This window comes from Nodularia spumigena CCY9414, assembly GCF_000340565.2.
Classification (GTDB): domain Bacteria; phylum Cyanobacteriota; class Cyanobacteriia; order Cyanobacteriales; family Nostocaceae; genus Nodularia; species Nodularia spumigena.
Genome location: NZ_CP007203.1, coordinates 1,541,445 through 1,558,935, shown reverse-complemented (window position 1 = coordinate 1,558,935; position 17,491 = coordinate 1,541,445). Strand labels below are relative to the sequence as shown.

Genomic DNA, 17,491 nt, shown 5'->3' with positions numbered 1-17,491 from the left:
GGGAGCGGGGGGGAGTTGGAAATTACTTTACACTCCCGACTGCTGAACAACCTTTCCTCTTCTCCCCTATATCCTTAATCCTCAGAAGACTCCTCAGAAGGAGTTGACGGCGATTCAGCAGGCGCAGGCGCAGGAGAAGGAGAAGCCGCCGCCCTGTTAATTTCATCCTTGTACTGAGCCGGTGCTAAAGCCACAGCGCTATCAAATAAAGGTTTAGCTTCTTCAACTTTACCCTGTTCTCTAAAAAGCATTGCTTTTGCTAAAACGGGACGAAAATCTTGAGGATCTTTCTTAATTGCTTGATCATAGATAGAAGTAGCTTCAGGATAGCGCTTCTGGGAAGCGTGAACAGTACCTAATAGCACCTGAATAGCCACAGTATCCACACTTCCCGGCTGAATTTTATTCGCCGGCTCTGCATTAGAGAGGGTATCTTCGAGCAAACCAATAGCCGCTTCGGGACGTTGCTGATCTACTAATAGAGCTACCATACCCTGCAAAGCTTTCAAATCACCGGGTTTAGTGTCTAAAATTGAGCGATAAGCTTGAGCTGATCCTTCCAGATCCCCCATTTGCTGCTTTGCTTGGGCTAATAGCACTCCATATTCCGATTGTTCTGGATTGAGTTGAGCTAGTTTTTCCAGAGGTTCAATTACTCCTTGAATATCACCTTGTTTTAAACTGAGCAGTTGTAGCCTCGCCTGTAATAAGCCATTCAGCGCAGTTTGATTTTCTGGTTCCCGTTGCAAAACCATTTGATAACCTCGTACTTCGTCTTGCAACTTTGATATTTGGTCAGAAGGTACGGTGCTGCTAGTGCTAGCCGCATTTTGGTTTGAGGGCGACGGATTATTAATTGCGCTAATAATAGGAATGACCGAAACACCCAAAAATGCAGTAACTGCCAGCGCTAAGATGATCCTAACTAGCCAACGATTGCGCGGTTGAGACACAGTTTTGTCTTACTCCAGAATTCAAACGACATGATCATTTACATAAATCGGAAAGCGAAAAATTTCCAAAACCTTGCGGAATACCGCCAATTGCCTGTGAATTTTATAACAATTAACTATTCACATTGCCAAAATTAAGTGATGACTTTAGGAGGAGCCGTCAGAATTGTACTTATGATATGCTTCCGAAACTAGTGTAAAGGTTCTCAGTTACATTAGCTTATTATGCAAATGTAGCGTCTTTACCATCGTCTTGGGCGCTCTGGTGTAGGTTTGTGGAAAGCCAATATAGTTTCATCAACCGCACAGACGCTTTTTTTTCATTGCCTTCGTAAAATCCCATAATGGGATGTATCTCCGCCGCAAGGAGTTTTTATGAATTCCGACCTGATGCCTTTGCCTGAATCTTCCAACTCTTCTACCAACCATCAGCCTCAAACCTATAAAGAGGCTACCGCTAATGTTCATACAGTAGCAGTGCATAACTCTAAGCCAGAAAAATCCTTTGTTCAGCCAGGGGAAACTACCTCTAATGGAAATCTAGGTCATCGCCTGCGACCGATTCCACCTCCCAGTGAACCGATGCAGTACCGAGCCATCGGGTTAGTCCGGGGTCGTTACCTTGCTAGCAGCGAACAATTTACCCAAGGTACACTGTTAACCAAAGATGGTGTAGAACTCAACGCCGTTCTACTTGGCCGAATTATGAGCTTAGTCAAAAATCACCTAGATTTAGAAAAAGATCATTTGTGGGTAGTTTATCCCCGCACACGGCAAGAAAATGACACCTTACACCTGCAAATTGTTGGGGTTTGGGAGCCAGAAAATTTGGCTCCACAGCCAACACAGGAGGACAAGCCAGATTCGGGTTCCCAAAAGTTGCAGACAACTGATGATCATGCACCCGAAAACCCAGAAGAATTTTCTGATGGTAGTTTTTCTGTGCGTGGCGAAGTAGTGTACCAGTCTTTTGACGCTAAGAGCTTAGTAGTCAAAATTAAGCAAGCGCCGCGCAAATCAACTGATAAACCCAAATATTTTAAGTTGAAACTCCAGGGGGTGCTGAGTACCAAAGCCGTCAGCAAGTTCTGGGACTTTAAAGCCAAGCGGGAAGCTGACGTATTGGTAGTGGAAAAAGCCGAAGCGATCGCCGATTTGCCCAAAAAACGCAAACCACCCTTCAAAGGTGGCTTTCGTGCTGGTGGTGGTGCTGGTGGCGCTGGGAGAAAACCATTTCCCCCTAGACGCAGTGGAGAAACCCCGAAACCAATCAAGAAAACAGCCGGCGAACCATCGGCGGTATCCAAACCCATACCAAAACCCCCAGCACCTAAGCCCATTAAACGGCCAAAACCAACTCAGGAATAGGGAGTGGGGAGTAGGGAGTAGGGAGTAGGGAGTAGGGAGTAGGGAGTAGGGGGAAGAACCTTCTCGATCCCAATCCCCAATCCCCCCAATGATGTCTCTTAACTGATAACTGATAACTGATAACTGTTAAAAGTCCGTCCAACGGTCTTGGGGTAAAAATGACCTGTCCATTGGAATCGGAGCCACAGGTTCGGTGAGGGTAAAAGTACCTGCGGAAATCCATTTTTTTAATTCTGTGGCGATTTGCCGAGAAAAAAACATACTGGCTAGGGGAGCAACCCTCACAGTTTTACCCTCAATGGTGATGCGCCCAGACTTGAGTTGGGCGTAACTCACTAAACCAAAGGTAGGACGAACGCGCCGAGGAATGGAAAAATCGACGATTGGCGCGACTAAATCTTTATCTTGGACACCACAGCATTTAACTACTTCTTCGTTTAATACCGGGAGGGGGACACCTACCCCCAACATTAACGAGGGACCATAACTTTTAAAGTAACAACCCCGCACCCAACGCGCATCCATTTGTTTGGCATCACCGATTAAGGCTAAAGTGGCAGAGGGGCCAATGGGTGTACGATTGGGCAAACGCTTTTGTAATGGGAAGTGTTGAGTACCTTCCCAAGCGACATAGCCAATACCGCCACCTAAAAAAATTCGTGTGCCAATACCAACTAGTTGCAAATCGGGGTCGTTAAGTAAAGGGGAAATTGCTCCAGGGTTAGAGTAGACGGCATTTCCTAAACTCGGTTGTAATGGTCCGAGGTAAGTAAAGAGTGAGCGATCGCCTCCGTTCACACCTACAATAAAATTTTGGTAAAGATTGCGCGGATTGAATAAATAAAACTGATTAATGGTGTCACGGGTAACAGTCGTTTCAAAGGTCGCTCTTGGGTAACAATCTGTGACTTGTCCTTGAGCTTTTACGTGTACAGGTTTGCCGGCGATTAAGTTCTCAATTACATGACCACCACCCTGTTCGCGGACTTCTTCGCCATCCATTACGTCTACAGGACAACTCGCACCCAAGTATAAATCCACAGCCCCAAAACCTGAGTATGCTGGTACGCCATCTATCCAGCAGCGCCGAATTTTAATTGGGGGGTCAGTGTGTCCAAGATTAATAATTGCACCACTGGATTCCATTGGCTCAAATGTCCCAGTGGTAATTACATCAACTTCTTTAGCAACTTTGCTCACGCCGACTTCGGCTACTCGTGCTTTTAATTCTTCAATTGTCAATACCACTGCACGTTTGCGGCTGATTTTGTCGTTGATTTCGGCAATTGTTCGCATCTTAAATATAATTTTCCGATAAGTAATTTAGCCTGCACATTTTCCTTAACTGTCCAATCAATGCTTAAATTAGAAGAATGGCTTTCACCAAATCATTGGCGATATTATCAATTTTTCAAAATCAATGATTTTGACTTTTTTGTTTTGAGTTTCTCTATCTTGTTGATATTCAACATCTACCCCATCTGTGAAGTTTCATGGCTAAATAAAAACTAAGTCATATAATCTGCTAAGAAATTTTCAATACCTTTAATCATAAGTTCCACATCAGAACGAGTAAATTTTTCAAATTCTCCATGTGCTGCTTGATTACGAATATCCGCCCAAGCTCTAAGCTGTTTTGCTTTTAATTCATTAAAAATACCTGCTTTTTTAATTACATCAATAAGTGGATTTAAAGTTAAGGGTTCACCATTCTCCTTAATTGTTGATATAGGAGGAGTTTGTTTAATACAAATGGTTCTTAAGGCTTTTTCTAAAACTGCTCCAGATAATACGGCTGCTGGAACATGGTCATATTTACCACTTGTACCTTCTGCTAATAACTTTTCAGCCTGTCCCATATAATCTGCTGCAATTTCTGCCTCTACTTGAAGCATTAAATCTCCTAAAAACCCTTGTTCATAATCTTCTTTAATTGCTTTTAGGTTGGAGATGCAAATTTCTAATAAGTATTTATCGTTATCTTCTAGCCTCTTGAATTCATTAATCAATCCTTGATGAATGTTTTCCTTAGAAAGGCATTTATTTAATAAAGAAATACAGTTTATTTTCCATTCAGCTAATTTTCTATAGTGAGCATTGTTGTTGATTTTGTAAGGATTGTTATGATATTGTGACACTGGCAATAACATTTTAAAAAGTATATTTTCTCCTTTAGCAACAAGTTCTTCAAAACGAGATAAATATTTTTTGGAAAGTTTTTCTGGTAAGGTCATTATGCTAATTTATCTATATTTATTTCTGCTTCTTTAACTCAGATTTGTCCTGACATTAACTTTGGTCATTTGGTTTGTCCTGTCGCTTAACCCAACCTACATCTATTAATCTGCTTCTGATAAATTAGAGTTAACAAGCTGTGCAAATTCTTCTACAGAACTAACATTAATTGCCGATACAAATATTTGTTCTAAAAAGGATGTATCATCAATTTGATTAATACTTGCAACTAAATCTTCGGGAATATCACCAAACCGCACTTGTACGATTTTGATAATATTTTGTCTCCGAGTTTGTTTTGTGGTTTTTTCTATAGCGCGTTGTTCGATGTTAGTTAACAATGGCATTTTTCGTTTCTCCTGATAATTAGCTAATTTTTCCTGAAAACTTAATTGCAGGTCTTGACATAAAGTCATCATTAAATCAATGACTTTATACAAATCAACAATTTCTTTACGGTTATAACCTCTTTCGTAAAGTATATTATCAATTGTTGGGTTGCGCTTTCGCTTAACCCAACCTACATCTATTAATCTGCTTCTGGTAAATTAGAGTTAACAAGCTGTGCAAATTCTTCTAAAGACTTAACGCTAATTGTTGATACAAGAAGTTGTTCTAAAAAGGATGTATCATCAATTTGATTAATGCTTGCAACTAAATTATCGGGAATATCACCAAACCGCACTTGTACAAGTTTGATAATATCTTGTTTCCGAGTTTGTTTTGTGGTTTTTTCTATAGCGCGTTGTTCGATGTTAGTTAACAATGGCATTTTTCGTTCCTCTTGATAATTAGCTAATTTTTCCTCAAAACTTAATTGCAGGTCTTGAGATAAAGCCATCATTAAATCAATGACTTTATACAAATCAACAATTTCTTTACGGTTATAACCTCTTTCATAAAGTAATCTAGCTAAGTTCCATTTCCACTGTTCCCTAGCTGACAAATTGCTGTTAGTGGCTTTAGTCTTTAAATGTGCCATTACCACTATAGCAAAAATATTATTACTTTGCTCTAACTCGTCCCACTGATAATCTAGAAGCTTGACACTAGAAAAGTTAAAGATTAATTGACTACTTCCTAAGCCATATTGGTAAGAGCTAGGTCGCCAACTGTTAGTTTCATCTCCTAGTATGGCTAAACTAATAACTGGTTTTTGATATAAATCAAAAGCTCGATAGTTATAGATAAACATTCTTTGGGAAAATTCTTTATCATATTGACTTTGTACTTCTACATGGATTAATATCCAAACTTCTTGATTGTCTAATAACCACACTTGAAATAATTTATCAGCATGGCGTGTTTGGCTGTCCGCAGATGCGGTAATCTGTTCTAATTCTTTATCTAGAGAAATGGGGTTTTTAGTCCAATCTATTTGTTGATAGATTTCTGGGTAAAAGAAGGCGAGAAATGAATCAAAATAATCTCCTATTACTTCTTTCCAGGTTTCATCATAGTTAGCTGTAATTTCCGTCATTCTAATTAAAATAGGGTCAATAATTGTGTAAGAGGATGTTTGAAAAGTAATTTGCTGTGATGTTAAGCACTAATTGATCCCCCCTAGCCCCCCTTAAAAAGGGGGGAACTAGAATCAAAGTCCCCCTTTTTAAGGGGGATTTAGGGGGATCTAGAATGTTTTGTTACCGACAATAAGACTTTTAAAACATCTTACAAGGGTATTTGTTTATACAGCGTATGGCAGGTTAATGAGATACACCAAGAAATAATCAACCAGAGATAAACACAGATAAATCTGTACTCTATTTAAATGGAAACTGCGGTGTATTGGGCGAAGTTTTAGAGATACAGGACTAGTATTCTGAGACACCTATACTCAATAATAAAGTGATTTGTACAATAAAGTAGCCCCAGAAGGGTTAATAACGGGCGAGGCTCTCACCCCAAATTTTCGGTAGGATGATTCAAGATGCAAAAGAGGCTAGGGGTGACAGACTAGATATTAGTCTTCTCCGGCTTTTGTTAAGACGAGCTTAATTCGCTCTCTACAGCACTCGGCAATATTTCAACAAGCAAGCACACTCCATGCGTATTTCTTTAAATTGGCTGCGGGAACTGGTAGAAATTAAACTTAGCCCGGAAGAATTGGCGGAAACCCTGACAATGGCTGGGTTTGAAGTAGAAGACATTGAAGACCGCAACACTTGGGCTAATGGTGTTGTTGTGGGTAAAGTGCTTGAGCGTCAACCCCACCCCAATGCTGATAAATTAAGTGTTTGTCAGGTAGATATCGGTGCATCTGAGCCTTTAAATATTGTCTGTGGTGCGCCTAATGTCAAGGCTGATATTTATGTACCAGTGGCAACTACAGGCACTTATTTACCGAATATCGATTTAAAAATTAAACCGGCAAAGCTCCGGGGTGTCCCCTCTCAAGGGATGATTTGTTCTTTAAAGGAACTCGGTTTACCTACTGATGTAGACGGTATTCATATTTTTCCCCAGGAAAATCTGCCTTTGGGTAGTGATGTGCGTCCGTTATTAGGTTTAGATGATGTAATTTTAGATGTGACTGCAACTGCTAACCGGGCTGATGCTCTCTGTATGGTGGGAATAGCCAGGGAAGTTGCAGCTTTGACTGGTGGTAAGTTGAGTATTCCTACACCTGGTGCAACATCAGTGTTAAAAGGTGCTGCTCATTTAGGATTAAAAATTGAGGATCAGCAAGCTTGTCCTGCTTATATTGGCACGGTCATTGAACAGGTGAAAATTGCTCCTTCTCCTGATTGGTTGCAACAGCGTTTACGGGCAGCAGGGGTGCGACCGATCAATAATGTGGTGGATATTACTAACTATATTTTGTGGGAATGGGGACAACCACTACACGCTTTTGATAAAGACCGTTTAGAATCTGTTGCGGGTGGTGAAGATTTAAAAATTGGGGTTCGCTTCGCTGGTTCTGGGGAATCTTTGAAAACTCTGGATGGACAAACGCGCAATTTGTCAACTCAAAATTTGTTAATTACTGCCAATAATAAACCGGTTGCACTTGCGGGTGTGATGGGTGGTGAAGAAACGGAAGTTCATAGCGGTACTCAAAGTTTAGTTTTAGAAGCAGCATTATTTGATTCTGTGGCTATTCGTCGTTCTTCTCGGAGTGTGGGGTTAAGAAGTGAGGCTTCTGGGAGATATGAGCGAGGAGTCAACCGGGCTGAGTTGGAAATCGCCTGTAATCGGGCTTTATCACTGCTGAGTGAACTGGCTAATGGCGTAATTGTCCAACAGGAAATTGCTGATACTCGCCCAGATTCTTCTACTTGGAGTCGTTCTATTGCTCTGCGTTTAGATAGAGTGAATGAGGTGCTGGGTCCCGTGGATTTGGGCGAGGAGGATACAGGAGAAGTGACTGAAGCTGATGTGGAGCGTATTCTCTCGGCGTTGGGTTGTCAGCTAACGGCTGCTGGTGAAGGAACTTGGACGGTGACAGTTCCGCCTTATCGTTACCGCGATTTAGAACGGGAAATTGATTTGATTGAAGAGTTAGCTCGTCTCTATGGTTATGACAATTTTTGTGATACTTTACCTGAGAAGTCGGAAGCTGGTTATTTATCTTTAGAACAAGAGTTAATCCGCAAGGTACGCGCCTTTTTGAGGGCGGAAGGTTTAACGGAAGTTATCCATTATTCTTTGGTGAAACCGGGAAATGATCGTCAGGTGGTTTTGAGTAATCCGCTTTTTGTGGAATATTCGGCGTTGCGAACTGATTTGATTTCTGGTTTGATTGATGCTTTCCAATACAATTTGGAGCAGGGAAATGGTTCTTTGAATGGTTTTGACCTGGGGCGGATTTTCTGGCAGGAAGAAGACGGTTTGCAAGAAACTGATGCGATCGCTGGTATTATGGGAGGCGTTAGCGTAGCTCACCGAAGGTATCGCTCAATAGGCAAATGGTCAAAAGGTAGCAGTGAAAACCCGATGACTTGGTTTGATGCTAAAGGTATTTTAGAAAGCGTCTTCGCTGCACTTAATTTAACGGTAGAATATCAACCCGATTGTCGTGATGAGCGTTTACATCCAGGACGCACGGCTTCTCTATGGGTGGGTGGTGACAGACTCGGTATTTTTGGACAAGTTCATCCTCAATTACGACAAGATAAGGGTTTACCGGATTCTATCTATGTATTCCAGCTTGATCTAAATGTCCTTTTGGATGCACTTGATCAAGATGAAGTTATGGTTCCCAAATTCCATGCTTATTCTACCTATCCAGCGAGCGATCGCGATATTGCCTTTTTCGCACCTGTTAAGGTTTCAGTGGCGGACATTGAAAAATCCATCAATAAAGCGGCGAAGGGACTGCTGGAATCTGTGGAATTGTTTGATGAATATCGTGGTGAAAATGTACCCGCCGGACAACGTAGTTTAGCATTTCGCTTAATTTATCGGTCAAGCGATCGCACTCTCACCGAAGCGGAAGTGGAACCTGTTCACAATAAAGTCCGTGAAGCTTTAGTGGAGAAATTTGGCGTTAACCTTAGAAGTTAGTTAATAGTAGTTTTAGATTTTGGGTGAATATATCCAAAATCTAAAATTATTCGTGAGATCGCCTTTAATCTTACTTAGTATAAGGAATTACCTAGCATTATCAAGTCATTAGGTGAGAAAACAACGTTAGTCTGCTTCGCTGGCGGGTATGATAACTTTTCAATTGTTAAGGTCTTAGATTCAAACGGTATTGAGGTTTATTATTTTGTTGTTTTCGCAGCATTCAGGGAAAGTAAAAGGCTGAGATTACATATAACAAGTGCCTACCCCTTAGAAAAAGATATAGGCAAAAGAGAAAAAGTTAACTTTTTTATTATAGCCAAAAATCTATTGAATAATAAGAAATTACCGAGCCTATAAATAACAAAGGCTCCTTAAGGAGCCTTCGCCAAAAATAAATTTTTGGTATTCAGAACGTCTTTACCGGGATTTCCTCGACCTAAAAAGGTAACGGGATGTCATGCTTCGAGCATGTCTGCTGCATCCTTGAGTCTTTTGGTACACCTCTAGTGTAGTGCATACTTCTAATTTGGTCAAGTCCCTAATTTACTGTAACCTTTGAAGCGATCGCTGAAAAATCTGGTTTGAACACGGGATATACTAAACTCTTGGTAAATATCAAGAGGAGAAACAAGCAATCATGGCGAAATACATCATGTGGGGAAGTTACTGTGAAAACGTTCTGGAAAAACGCGCACCTTATCGTCAAGATCATTTAGACGGATTAGCGAAACAGAAAGAATCGGGCGTACTGATTACCATTGGTCCCACAAAGGATACTACCAAAGTTTTTGGAATTTACGAAGCTGAAGACGAAGCAACTGTACGCCAGTTAGTGGAAAATGACCCCTACTGGAAAAATGGTATCTGGACTGAATATTTTATCAAAGAGTGGATTCAAGCCTTTTAACAGTTAACAGTTAACAGTTATCAGTTATCAGTCAGGAGACATAATTGAGTTTAACTCCCGCTCTACATAGGTGTTAACTGATGACTGATAATATTTATTCTCTCAAAGTCTTAACCTTTGCGTCTCTGCGCCTCTGCGTGATACAAATTTATTCTAAAGAATTGGGTTCAATAAACTGTCGATTGGCTCTCACGAAGCAATTTCCCTGAGTTTTTCCTTGATTATTGACTATTTTCACCCGTAGCCAAGGATTACCCTGTGAATCCCGCATAATGGGTTCTTGAGAGTTTTTCGCACCTGCATTGACTTGGAGCAGGTCATTTGGTTTAAATTGCTTGATAACTCGTTGATTTACTCCAGGGGCGCTACGGCAGTTTAGTTTACCACTACGAATATTCGTGAACCATGACAATAATATAGCTTGACTACCATCAGGAAATGTGGTAATTGCTGAATTGTAGTCACCTTGACGGTTAGGGGTAGGTGTCTGGCGTTGTTGGGCTAGGGAGGGTAGAGAAATTATACCAATGAAACTAGCGATCGCGATCGCTGCAACAGAACGAACCATGATTTAAGCTCCCAAAGTCTGAGATGTACTACTACAAACCAGGGAGCGTCAATTTCCGAAACCAAAGCCTCCTAGACAAAACCCCAGCTTTTAATTATGAGGATTTCCGTTTTGACTTTTGACTTTTGACTTTTGACTTCCGCCTTGCGGCTTGTGGCGTTAGCCTTTTAAAGCCCTTCTAAAGTTGCGCCGATATGATTTATTAGCAATAAATAAAGCTGGCCATAGCAATGATAAACCCAGGCGATTAGGTAAAGTTTGACTAAAATTAGTGCGGTCAAACCCACTCCATAACTTCCAAACACCACCTACATAAACCACAATTAAGCCAAAAACAATTAACTTGATCATTCTCATCGACTCCCTTGGTAATTGAGAAAATTTAAGTTAAGCATTACCATACCATTGAGATTATGCAGCACTTATACTGTTAAAAGTGCGACATCTATAATTATATCGACACCTGAATCACTTCATGATACACAAAAATTAAAGACTAATGACTCCGCGTAGCGGTTTGATTGTCTTTGAACATACAGGTTAAACTGATAAGTAGATTTGCTTATTTCACAGCAGATGCTTCTTAGGTAAGTTACTCAAATCCCAATATCCATAGCAGACTAAAGAAAGAACATACAAGACACTCTCACGGGTCTGTAAGCAGCAAATGCTGCAAATAGCTAAGGAGAATTTATGCGTGCAGTACTGATGGCTGGCGGTTCAGGAACACGGCTTCGACCGTTAACTTGTGATTTGCCTAAACCGATGGTTCCTATTCTCAATCGGCCTATTGCCGAACATATCATCAATCTGCTCAAACGGCATCAAATCACAGAAGTTATTGCGACATTACATTATCTACCGGATGTCCTGCGAGACTATTTTCAAGACGGCAGCGATTTTGGCGTGCAGATGACCTATGCTGTGGAGGAAGACCAGCCTCTAGGCACAGCAGGCTGTGTGAAAAATATTGCCGAACTTTTAGATGAAACGTTTTTGGTAATTAGCGGTGATAGTATCACAGATTTTGACCTGACGGCAGCGATCGCATTTCATAAACAAAAACAAGCTAAAGCCACTTTAGTTTTAACCAGGGTTCCCAACCCACTAGAATTTGGGGTGGTAATTACCGATGAACAAGGACAGATTAACCGCTTTTTAGAAAAACCCTCTAGCAGTGAAATTTTTTCCGATACCGTCAACACTGGTATTTACATTCTCGAACCAGAAATATTAGATTATCTACCATCTAACACTGAAAGCGACTTTTCCAAAGACTTATTTCCCTTGATGCTGGAAAAAGGTGAAGCCCTATATGGTTACATTGCTCACGGTTACTGGTGTGATGTCGGTCACTTAGATGCCTATCGTGAAGGTCAGTATGATGCCTTATATCGGAAAGTTAAACTTGATTTTGCGTATAAAGAAGTTTCGCCGAATTTGTGGGTAGGACAAAATACTTTTATCGCCCCCACAGCAAATATTGAAACTCCAGCCGTGATTGGTGATAATTGTCGCATTGGGGCGAGAGTCCAGATTGAGGCGGGAACCATTATTGGGGATAATGTCACCATTGGCGCTGATGCTAATCTTAAGCGACCAATTTTGTGGAATGGGTCAATTATTGGCGATGAAGCACATCTGAGCGCTTGCGTAATTTCTCGTGGAACGCGTGTAGATCGTCGCGCTCATGTCTTAGAAGCGGCTGTAGTGGGTTCCCTTTCTACAATTGGCGAAGAAGCCCAAATTAGTCCTAATGTGCGGGTTTGGCCGAGTAAAAAGATTGAATCTGGGGCAATTTTAAACATTAACTTGATTTGGGGTAACACTGCTCAAAGAAATTTATTTGGACAACGTGGTGTCCAAGGTTTAGCAAATATTGACATCTCTCCAGAATTTGCTGTGAAGTTGGGTGCTGCTTACGGTTCTACCTTGAAACCCGGTTGTAAAGTTACGGTTTCCCGTGATCAGCGTAATGTTTCGCGCATGGTGACTCGCTCATTAATTGCTGGTTTGATGTCTGTAGGGATTGATATTCAAAATCTCGATGCTACAGCGATTCCCATCGCGCGGACGGTGATACCGACAATGTTTGTGGCTGGTGGAATTCATGTGCGGGTACACCCGGATCGCCCTGATTATATCCTAATTGAATTTATGGATGCTAAGGGGATTAATATCACTAAAGCTGTGGAGAAGAAAATTGAAGGAGCGTATTTTAAAGAAGATATGCGGCGATCGCAAATTCATGAAATTGGCGATGTGGCTTATCCCAGCCAAGTCATGGAACGCTATTGTACTGCTTTTGAAAAGCTGTTAAATGTAGATACTCTCCGCAACAGTCGAGCCAAAGTGGTAATTGACTATGTTTATGCGGTGTCTGGCGCAGTTTTACCGATGATGTTAGACAAATTTGGCGCTGATGCGGTGGTGCTGAATGCGAGTGTGAATAAAGCGGCGATGTCAGTGACTGATCGGGAAGCATTATTGACTCAGTTAGGTCATGTAGTGGAGGCTTTAAAAGCTAACTTTGGTGTGCAAGTATCAGCTAATGGGGAACAACTGATTTTAGTTGATGAGTCAGGCTTTCCGATTCGGGGGGAGATTTTGACAGCATTGATGGTAGATATGATCTTAACATCTAACCCCAGAGGGACAGTAGTTGTCCCGGTTCATGCTTCCAGTGCTGTGGAACAAGTCGCCCGTCGTCATGATGGTCGGGTAATTCGCACTAAAGCCAATCCTACAGCTTTGATGGAGGCTTGTCAGAAAAATTCTAATGTGGTGTTGGGAGGTAGTGGCGAAACTGGTTTTATTTTCCCACATCTGCATCCGGGATTTGATTCGATGTTTTGCATTGCGAAGTTAATTGAAATGCTGACTATTCAAGAGCGATCGCTTGCTACAGCGCGTTCAGAGTTACCCCGTGTAGTTCACAAAAGTTATACAGTTCGCTGTCCTTGGACTGCTAAGGGGGCGCTAATGCGTTATTTGGTCGAAACACACCCAGCCCAAAATTTAGAGTTAATTGATGGGGTGAAAATTTGCCAACCTTATGATGATAGTTGGCTATTGGTTTTACCTGATGCCAGTGAACCAATTGTACATTTATTTGCTAACAGTAGCGATCGCGATTGGGTAGATGAAACCCTGAGAAACTACCGCACCCGTGTGCAAACCTTTGTGGAAAGACAACAAGAATACCAACCAGCAGAAGTGTAAGTATTCAGTTATCAGTGGTCAGTTATCAGTTATCAGGCTGTTCACTGACTGCTGAATATTGTCAAAGTTAATAACTTAATTAATTCGCCCTGCTAACCAAGATTCTAAATCAGCCAAATTAGTAAAATCTAACACTGCTGCGCTCAAGTCTTCCAGAACAGCCACGGGTAAACCAGAAATTGAGGAGCGTATTTCCCCAGAGAGTTCCCCAAAGCGTTTAGTCAATTGTAGAGAAATGGAATTAGCCATCACTTCACGGACTTCTTCACGTCCTTCTTCCTTAATTTCTCGGTAAACTCTGGTTTCCTTGAGGGTAATGTTCGTATTCAGCATAATCTTGACCTTCATTCGGCTGAGTATTAAAGTTAATAACTTAATTAATTCGCCCTGCTAACCAAGATTCTAAATCAGCCACACTGTTAAAATCTAACACTGCTGCGCTCAAGTCTTCCAGAATAGCCAAGGGTAAACCAGAAATAGATGAGCGTATTTCCCCTGAGAGTTCCCCAAAGCGTTTAGTCAATAGTCCAGAAATGGAATTAGCCATCACTTCACGGACTTCTTCACGTCCTTCCTCGCGCCCTTCCTCACGTCCTTCTTCCTTAATTTCTCGGTAAACTCTGGTTTCCTTGAGGGTGATTCCTAACATAGTCTCTACCTCCATTCGACTGAGATTTTCAAACCTATACACCATGATCGTGGTGATCATCTCTATTATGACGCTAGTTGATAGAGATGTTGCTTCTTCATGGGTTCTCGTTAACAAATACCTTGCTTCTTCTGGTGCTTGACTTTCCTCTACTGTAGTCAGTACCATCAGCGCTAACCATAAAGGGAGTTGGCGAATATTACCCAATTCATCTAAATATACCCGATGCACTTGGTTACTATTTAGTAATGCTCGATGGGGATAAATGCTACTCTGTTCAATTGCACGATTTGGATAGATAATTACTGCTTGCCAATCGTTAAATCTTGCCCGGTTGCGGTAGAAATATAGCGCAGATTCCGCAAATACTCTTTCGTATAGCTGTTCGTCTTTTTGAAATTGCACCTCGCAAAAATATACAACTCCTGCGTCTGCATTTTCTGGTGGGAGAAATACCCCATCAATTTCAAATTTGGGTTCTTTGACAGCTACGGAATCAAATCGATAAGCATCTGCATTTGTTGGTGGTGTTTCCAGTAGTTGAAATAACAGATTAGGCGATTGTTGAAACAGTTTGTAAAAAATCGAATCTCGACGCATAAATATATTATTGATGTTAATTTGCAGGAAATATTGCTGACTCGGTTTGAGGGTCAAAAAAGTGCAGTTTTTCGGGATTTAACGATAACCATAATTGCTCACCAATACTTACTAATCTATCTGGGGGAATTCGTACTTGGAGATAATTATCTGTATGACTAATTTGAGATTCAGGTGGAGAAATTCTCACCGCTAGAAAAGAATCATTACCCAAATTTTCTACTAAATCTACTTTTACGGGTAAATTTTTGGTCGCAGGTACACTCAAAATTAAGTGTTCTGGGCGCATACCTAAAATAATGGTTTGCTTATCGTATTTCCGCAGCGCTGTTTCCCAAGTTTCTGGGAGGGTAAGACGGAAATTATTATGGGTAATTAACAAAGGGGCGTGAAATGTTACAGGAATAAAATTCATCGGTGGTGAACCAATAAATTCGGCGACAAAGCGGTTCGCAGGGCGGTTGTAAAGTTCTAATGGAGATGCGACTTGTTGAATTTGTCCTTGATTCATAATGGCTATGCGATCGCCCATTGTCATCGCTTCAGTTTGGTCGTGGGTAACGTAAATCGTCGTGGTTCCTAATTGGCGTTGCAATTTGACAATTTGGGCGCGAGTTTCGGCGCGGAGTTTTGCATCCAAGTTAGAAAGGGGTTCATCCATTAAAAATACTTGAGGATCACGGGCGATCGCTCTTCCTAATGCTACCCGTTGTCTTTGTCCCCCGGATAGCTGTTTGGGTAAGCGATTCAGCAAGGTTTCCATTTGCAATAATTGAGCCACATTTCTTACTTGCTGGTCTACTTGCCTTTCTTTGTCAGAAATATAACGCAGTCCTTTAGGTAACTTTCTGGTGACACCCACCAGCAGATTTTTCGCCCAATCAGGAAGTGAAGAGTCCTGAGTTTCCCGATGTTCTAATTCCCTTCTCCGGAGTCCAAAGGCGATGTTGTCATACACCGTCATGTGAGGATAGAGGGCGTAATTTTGAAACACCATTGCAATGTCTCGTTCTTTGGGAGGAAGCTCATTGATGAGGCGATCGCCTACAGTAATATTACCTCCTGTCATTGCTTCTAACCCCGCAATTAACCGTAATAGAGTGCTTTTACCACAACCCGAAGGACCGACAAGCACCATAAATTCACCATCGGCGATGGTGAGGTTAATTCGCCGTAAGACATTAACTATTTCTGCTGCTTCCGGGGTAGCATCACTTTTCTTTCCATCACTGGGAGAGGTTGGAGAAGCTACACCTTCCCCTTTGCGTTGGGGAAAACTTTTATAGATATTTTCTAAGACAACTTGCGCCACGAGTATTTGGGGTAAAGGTATGCACTAGATCGCTGACTCCACCAAGCGGAAGATTCAGCGCCCATGATATATGTTACCTGTGACGACGAAAAGTGAAGTACCCTAGATTTATAGGAATATCAGCAGGTGTTGTCATGACTACTGATGTAACTGAAAATCCTCCCCATGAAATTGTCGATTTGATACTCCCCAGCCCTAAAGGGACGGGGATTCTTGAAGAGTCCACAAACGGATCTTCAAAGGCGCTATCAATTCGCCGCTACTGATTCCACTGAGATTAAATCCCAGTTTTACCGCTACTTTTCTTAAAATATTGGCAGCCCCATTCGCATCTGCATTTATTTTTAGTCCGCTAGAAGCCTGATACAAACCACGACTAACTCTTCTTCCTGACGCTTTCCACCCTTCTGGTTTGGAACCAAATACAGGTAGAAAATCGCCATCAACGTAGGATGCTTTAGAAGTGTAAGATTCTTCCGTTTCTATAAACTTGATGCCATATTGCTTACATAATTGGGCAATACGGTCTTTTAATCGTGCAGTAGGTATTTGGACAAATTTCTGATTAGTTTTTGAACCCAGATTTATCTCTTGTCTGTGTCCTTTGTTCCAACCAAATACAATACTACCAATCTGAAATTCTAAACAATGGTTGACTACAATTCTTGCTGCTTTATTTACTGCATCTCTAACTTGTCTGTTACGTTTCTCGGTTATACCACCTAATTGTTTACTCCAGAATCCTTGGGGTTGATTCTTTTTAAGGACTGATACCCGTTTGTTGTACCATTGATTTAAGCTTTTGAGGTGCAATCCATCAACAATAAAGCTAGTGGCTGTATTACTTACACAAGTTAGCCAATTGTTTAAGCCTGGATCTATACCTAGGACTTTCTCAAAGTCTAATTCTACTTTTATTTCTTCAACTGAATAAATAAACTCAGCATAGAAACATCCATTGCGAGGACAAATCCGAATCTCTTTTAGATCAGAATATTTTAAGTTTGACGGCATCGGTAAATAGAAGGCATCTATTCCGAACCATGCTTTAACTTTAGTGCCTAGAGGAAAGCGTAATTGCCCATTCTTCAATTTGACATCTGCGCGAGGGAAAGTAACTAACTTGAGAGCGTTTTTCTTATACCCTGGTAATTTTGGACGCTGCTCA

The 17,491-nt window shown here is 41.3% G+C and carries 14 protein-coding genes and 1 pseudogene; 4 read left to right on the top strand and 11 right to left on the bottom strand.

Annotation, left to right across the window (positions count from 1 at the left end; translation table 11 throughout):
• Positions 1–74: 74 nt before the first annotated feature.
• Positions 75–953 carry a tetratricopeptide repeat protein gene (locus NSP_RS06810; protein WP_006194790.1) on the bottom strand — a complete coding sequence of 293 codons (879 nt, stop codon included), beginning with the start codon at positions 951–953 and terminating at the stop codon, positions 75–77.
• 375 nt (positions 954–1,328) lie between these two features.
• On the opposite strand from NSP_RS06810, the gene NSP_RS06805 reads away from it, so the two are divergent.
• A complete protein-coding gene (locus tag NSP_RS06805) occupies positions 1,329–2,321 on the top strand; it encodes a hypothetical protein (protein WP_006194792.1) in 993 nt (330 codons plus the stop codon).
• Between the two features lie 126 nt (positions 2,322–2,447).
• Here NSP_RS06805 and NSP_RS06800 read toward each other — a convergent pair whose 3' ends face one another.
• From NSP_RS06800 to NSP_RS06785, 4 genes are all read right to left on the bottom strand, one after another.
• On the bottom strand, positions 2,448–3,617 hold the full coding sequence (locus tag NSP_RS06800; protein WP_006194793.1) for a homocysteine biosynthesis protein: 1,170 nt from the start codon (positions 3,615–3,617) through the stop codon (positions 2,448–2,450).
• 212 nt (positions 3,618–3,829) lie between these two features.
• Positions 3,830–4,555, bottom strand: coding sequence for a DUF4145 domain-containing protein (locus tag NSP_RS06795; protein WP_006194794.1), 726 nt, complete (start codon positions 4,553–4,555; stop codon positions 3,830–3,832).
• Positions 4,556–4,660: 105 nt separating this feature from the next.
• Positions 4,661–4,996, bottom strand: a complete 336-nt coding sequence (locus NSP_RS06790; RefSeq protein WP_231859546.1) for a hypothetical protein — start codon at positions 4,994–4,996, stop codon at positions 4,661–4,663.
• An 89-nt stretch (positions 4,997–5,085) separates the two neighbouring features.
• Entirely contained in the window at positions 5,086–6,036 is a 951-nt protein-coding gene (locus NSP_RS06785) for an RpnC/YadD family protein (protein WP_006194796.1), read from the bottom strand.
• Between the two features lie 566 nt (positions 6,037–6,602).
• On the opposite strand from NSP_RS06785, the gene pheT reads away from it, so the two are divergent.
• Positions 6,603–9,062 (top strand): phenylalanine--tRNA ligase subunit beta, encoded by a 2,460-nt coding sequence (pheT, locus tag NSP_RS06780; RefSeq protein ID WP_006194797.1) that lies wholly within the window; start codon positions 6,603–6,605, stop codon positions 9,060–9,062.
• 640 nt (positions 9,063–9,702) lie between these two features.
• Entirely contained in the window at positions 9,703–9,972 is a 270-nt protein-coding gene (locus tag NSP_RS06775; RefSeq protein ID WP_042201692.1) for a YciI family protein, read from the top strand.
• Between the two features lie 148 nt (positions 9,973–10,120).
• Here NSP_RS06775 and NSP_RS06770 read toward each other — a convergent pair whose 3' ends face one another.
• Together NSP_RS06770 and NSP_RS06765 are read right to left on the bottom strand one after the other, a co-directional pair.
• Positions 10,121–10,540 (bottom strand): SH3 domain-containing protein, encoded by a 420-nt coding sequence (locus NSP_RS06770; RefSeq protein WP_006194799.1) that lies wholly within the window; start codon positions 10,538–10,540, stop codon positions 10,121–10,123.
• A gap of 159 nt (positions 10,541–10,699) precedes the next feature.
• The gene (locus tag NSP_RS06765; RefSeq protein ID WP_006194800.1) at positions 10,700–10,891 is read right to left on the bottom strand and encodes a hypothetical protein; all 192 of its coding nucleotides are present in this window, start codon (positions 10,889–10,891) and stop codon (positions 10,700–10,702) included.
• A 342-nt stretch (positions 10,892–11,233) separates the two neighbouring features.
• Between NSP_RS06765 and NSP_RS06760 the strand changes: the two genes are divergently transcribed.
• The gene (locus NSP_RS06760) at positions 11,234–13,762 is read left to right on the top strand and encodes a mannose-1-phosphate guanyltransferase (RefSeq protein ID WP_006194801.1); all 2,529 of its coding nucleotides are present in this window, start codon (positions 11,234–11,236) and stop codon (positions 13,760–13,762) included.
• Between the two features lie 75 nt (positions 13,763–13,837).
• Here NSP_RS06760 and NSP_RS06755 read toward each other — a convergent pair.
• From NSP_RS06755 to NSP_RS06740, 4 genes and pseudogenes are all read right to left on the bottom strand, one after another.
• Positions 13,838–14,119: pseudogene (locus NSP_RS06755) on the bottom strand (DUF4351 domain-containing protein); the annotation flags it as partial.
• A 16-nt stretch (positions 14,120–14,135) separates the two neighbouring features.
• The gene (locus NSP_RS06750) at positions 14,136–15,011 is read right to left on the bottom strand and encodes an Rpn family recombination-promoting nuclease/putative transposase (RefSeq protein ID WP_006194803.1); all 876 of its coding nucleotides are present in this window, start codon (positions 15,009–15,011) and stop codon (positions 14,136–14,138) included.
• A gap of 16 nt (positions 15,012–15,027) precedes the next feature.
• Positions 15,028–16,323, bottom strand: a complete 1,296-nt coding sequence (locus NSP_RS06745; RefSeq protein WP_006194804.1) for an ABC transporter ATP-binding protein — start codon at positions 16,321–16,323, stop codon at positions 15,028–15,030.
• Positions 16,324–16,518: 195 nt separating this feature from the next.
• Positions 16,519–17,491, bottom strand: a 973-nt coding sequence (locus tag NSP_RS06740) for an RNA-guided endonuclease InsQ/TnpB family protein (protein ID WP_017803920.1), incomplete at its 5' end; no start/stop codon positions are given.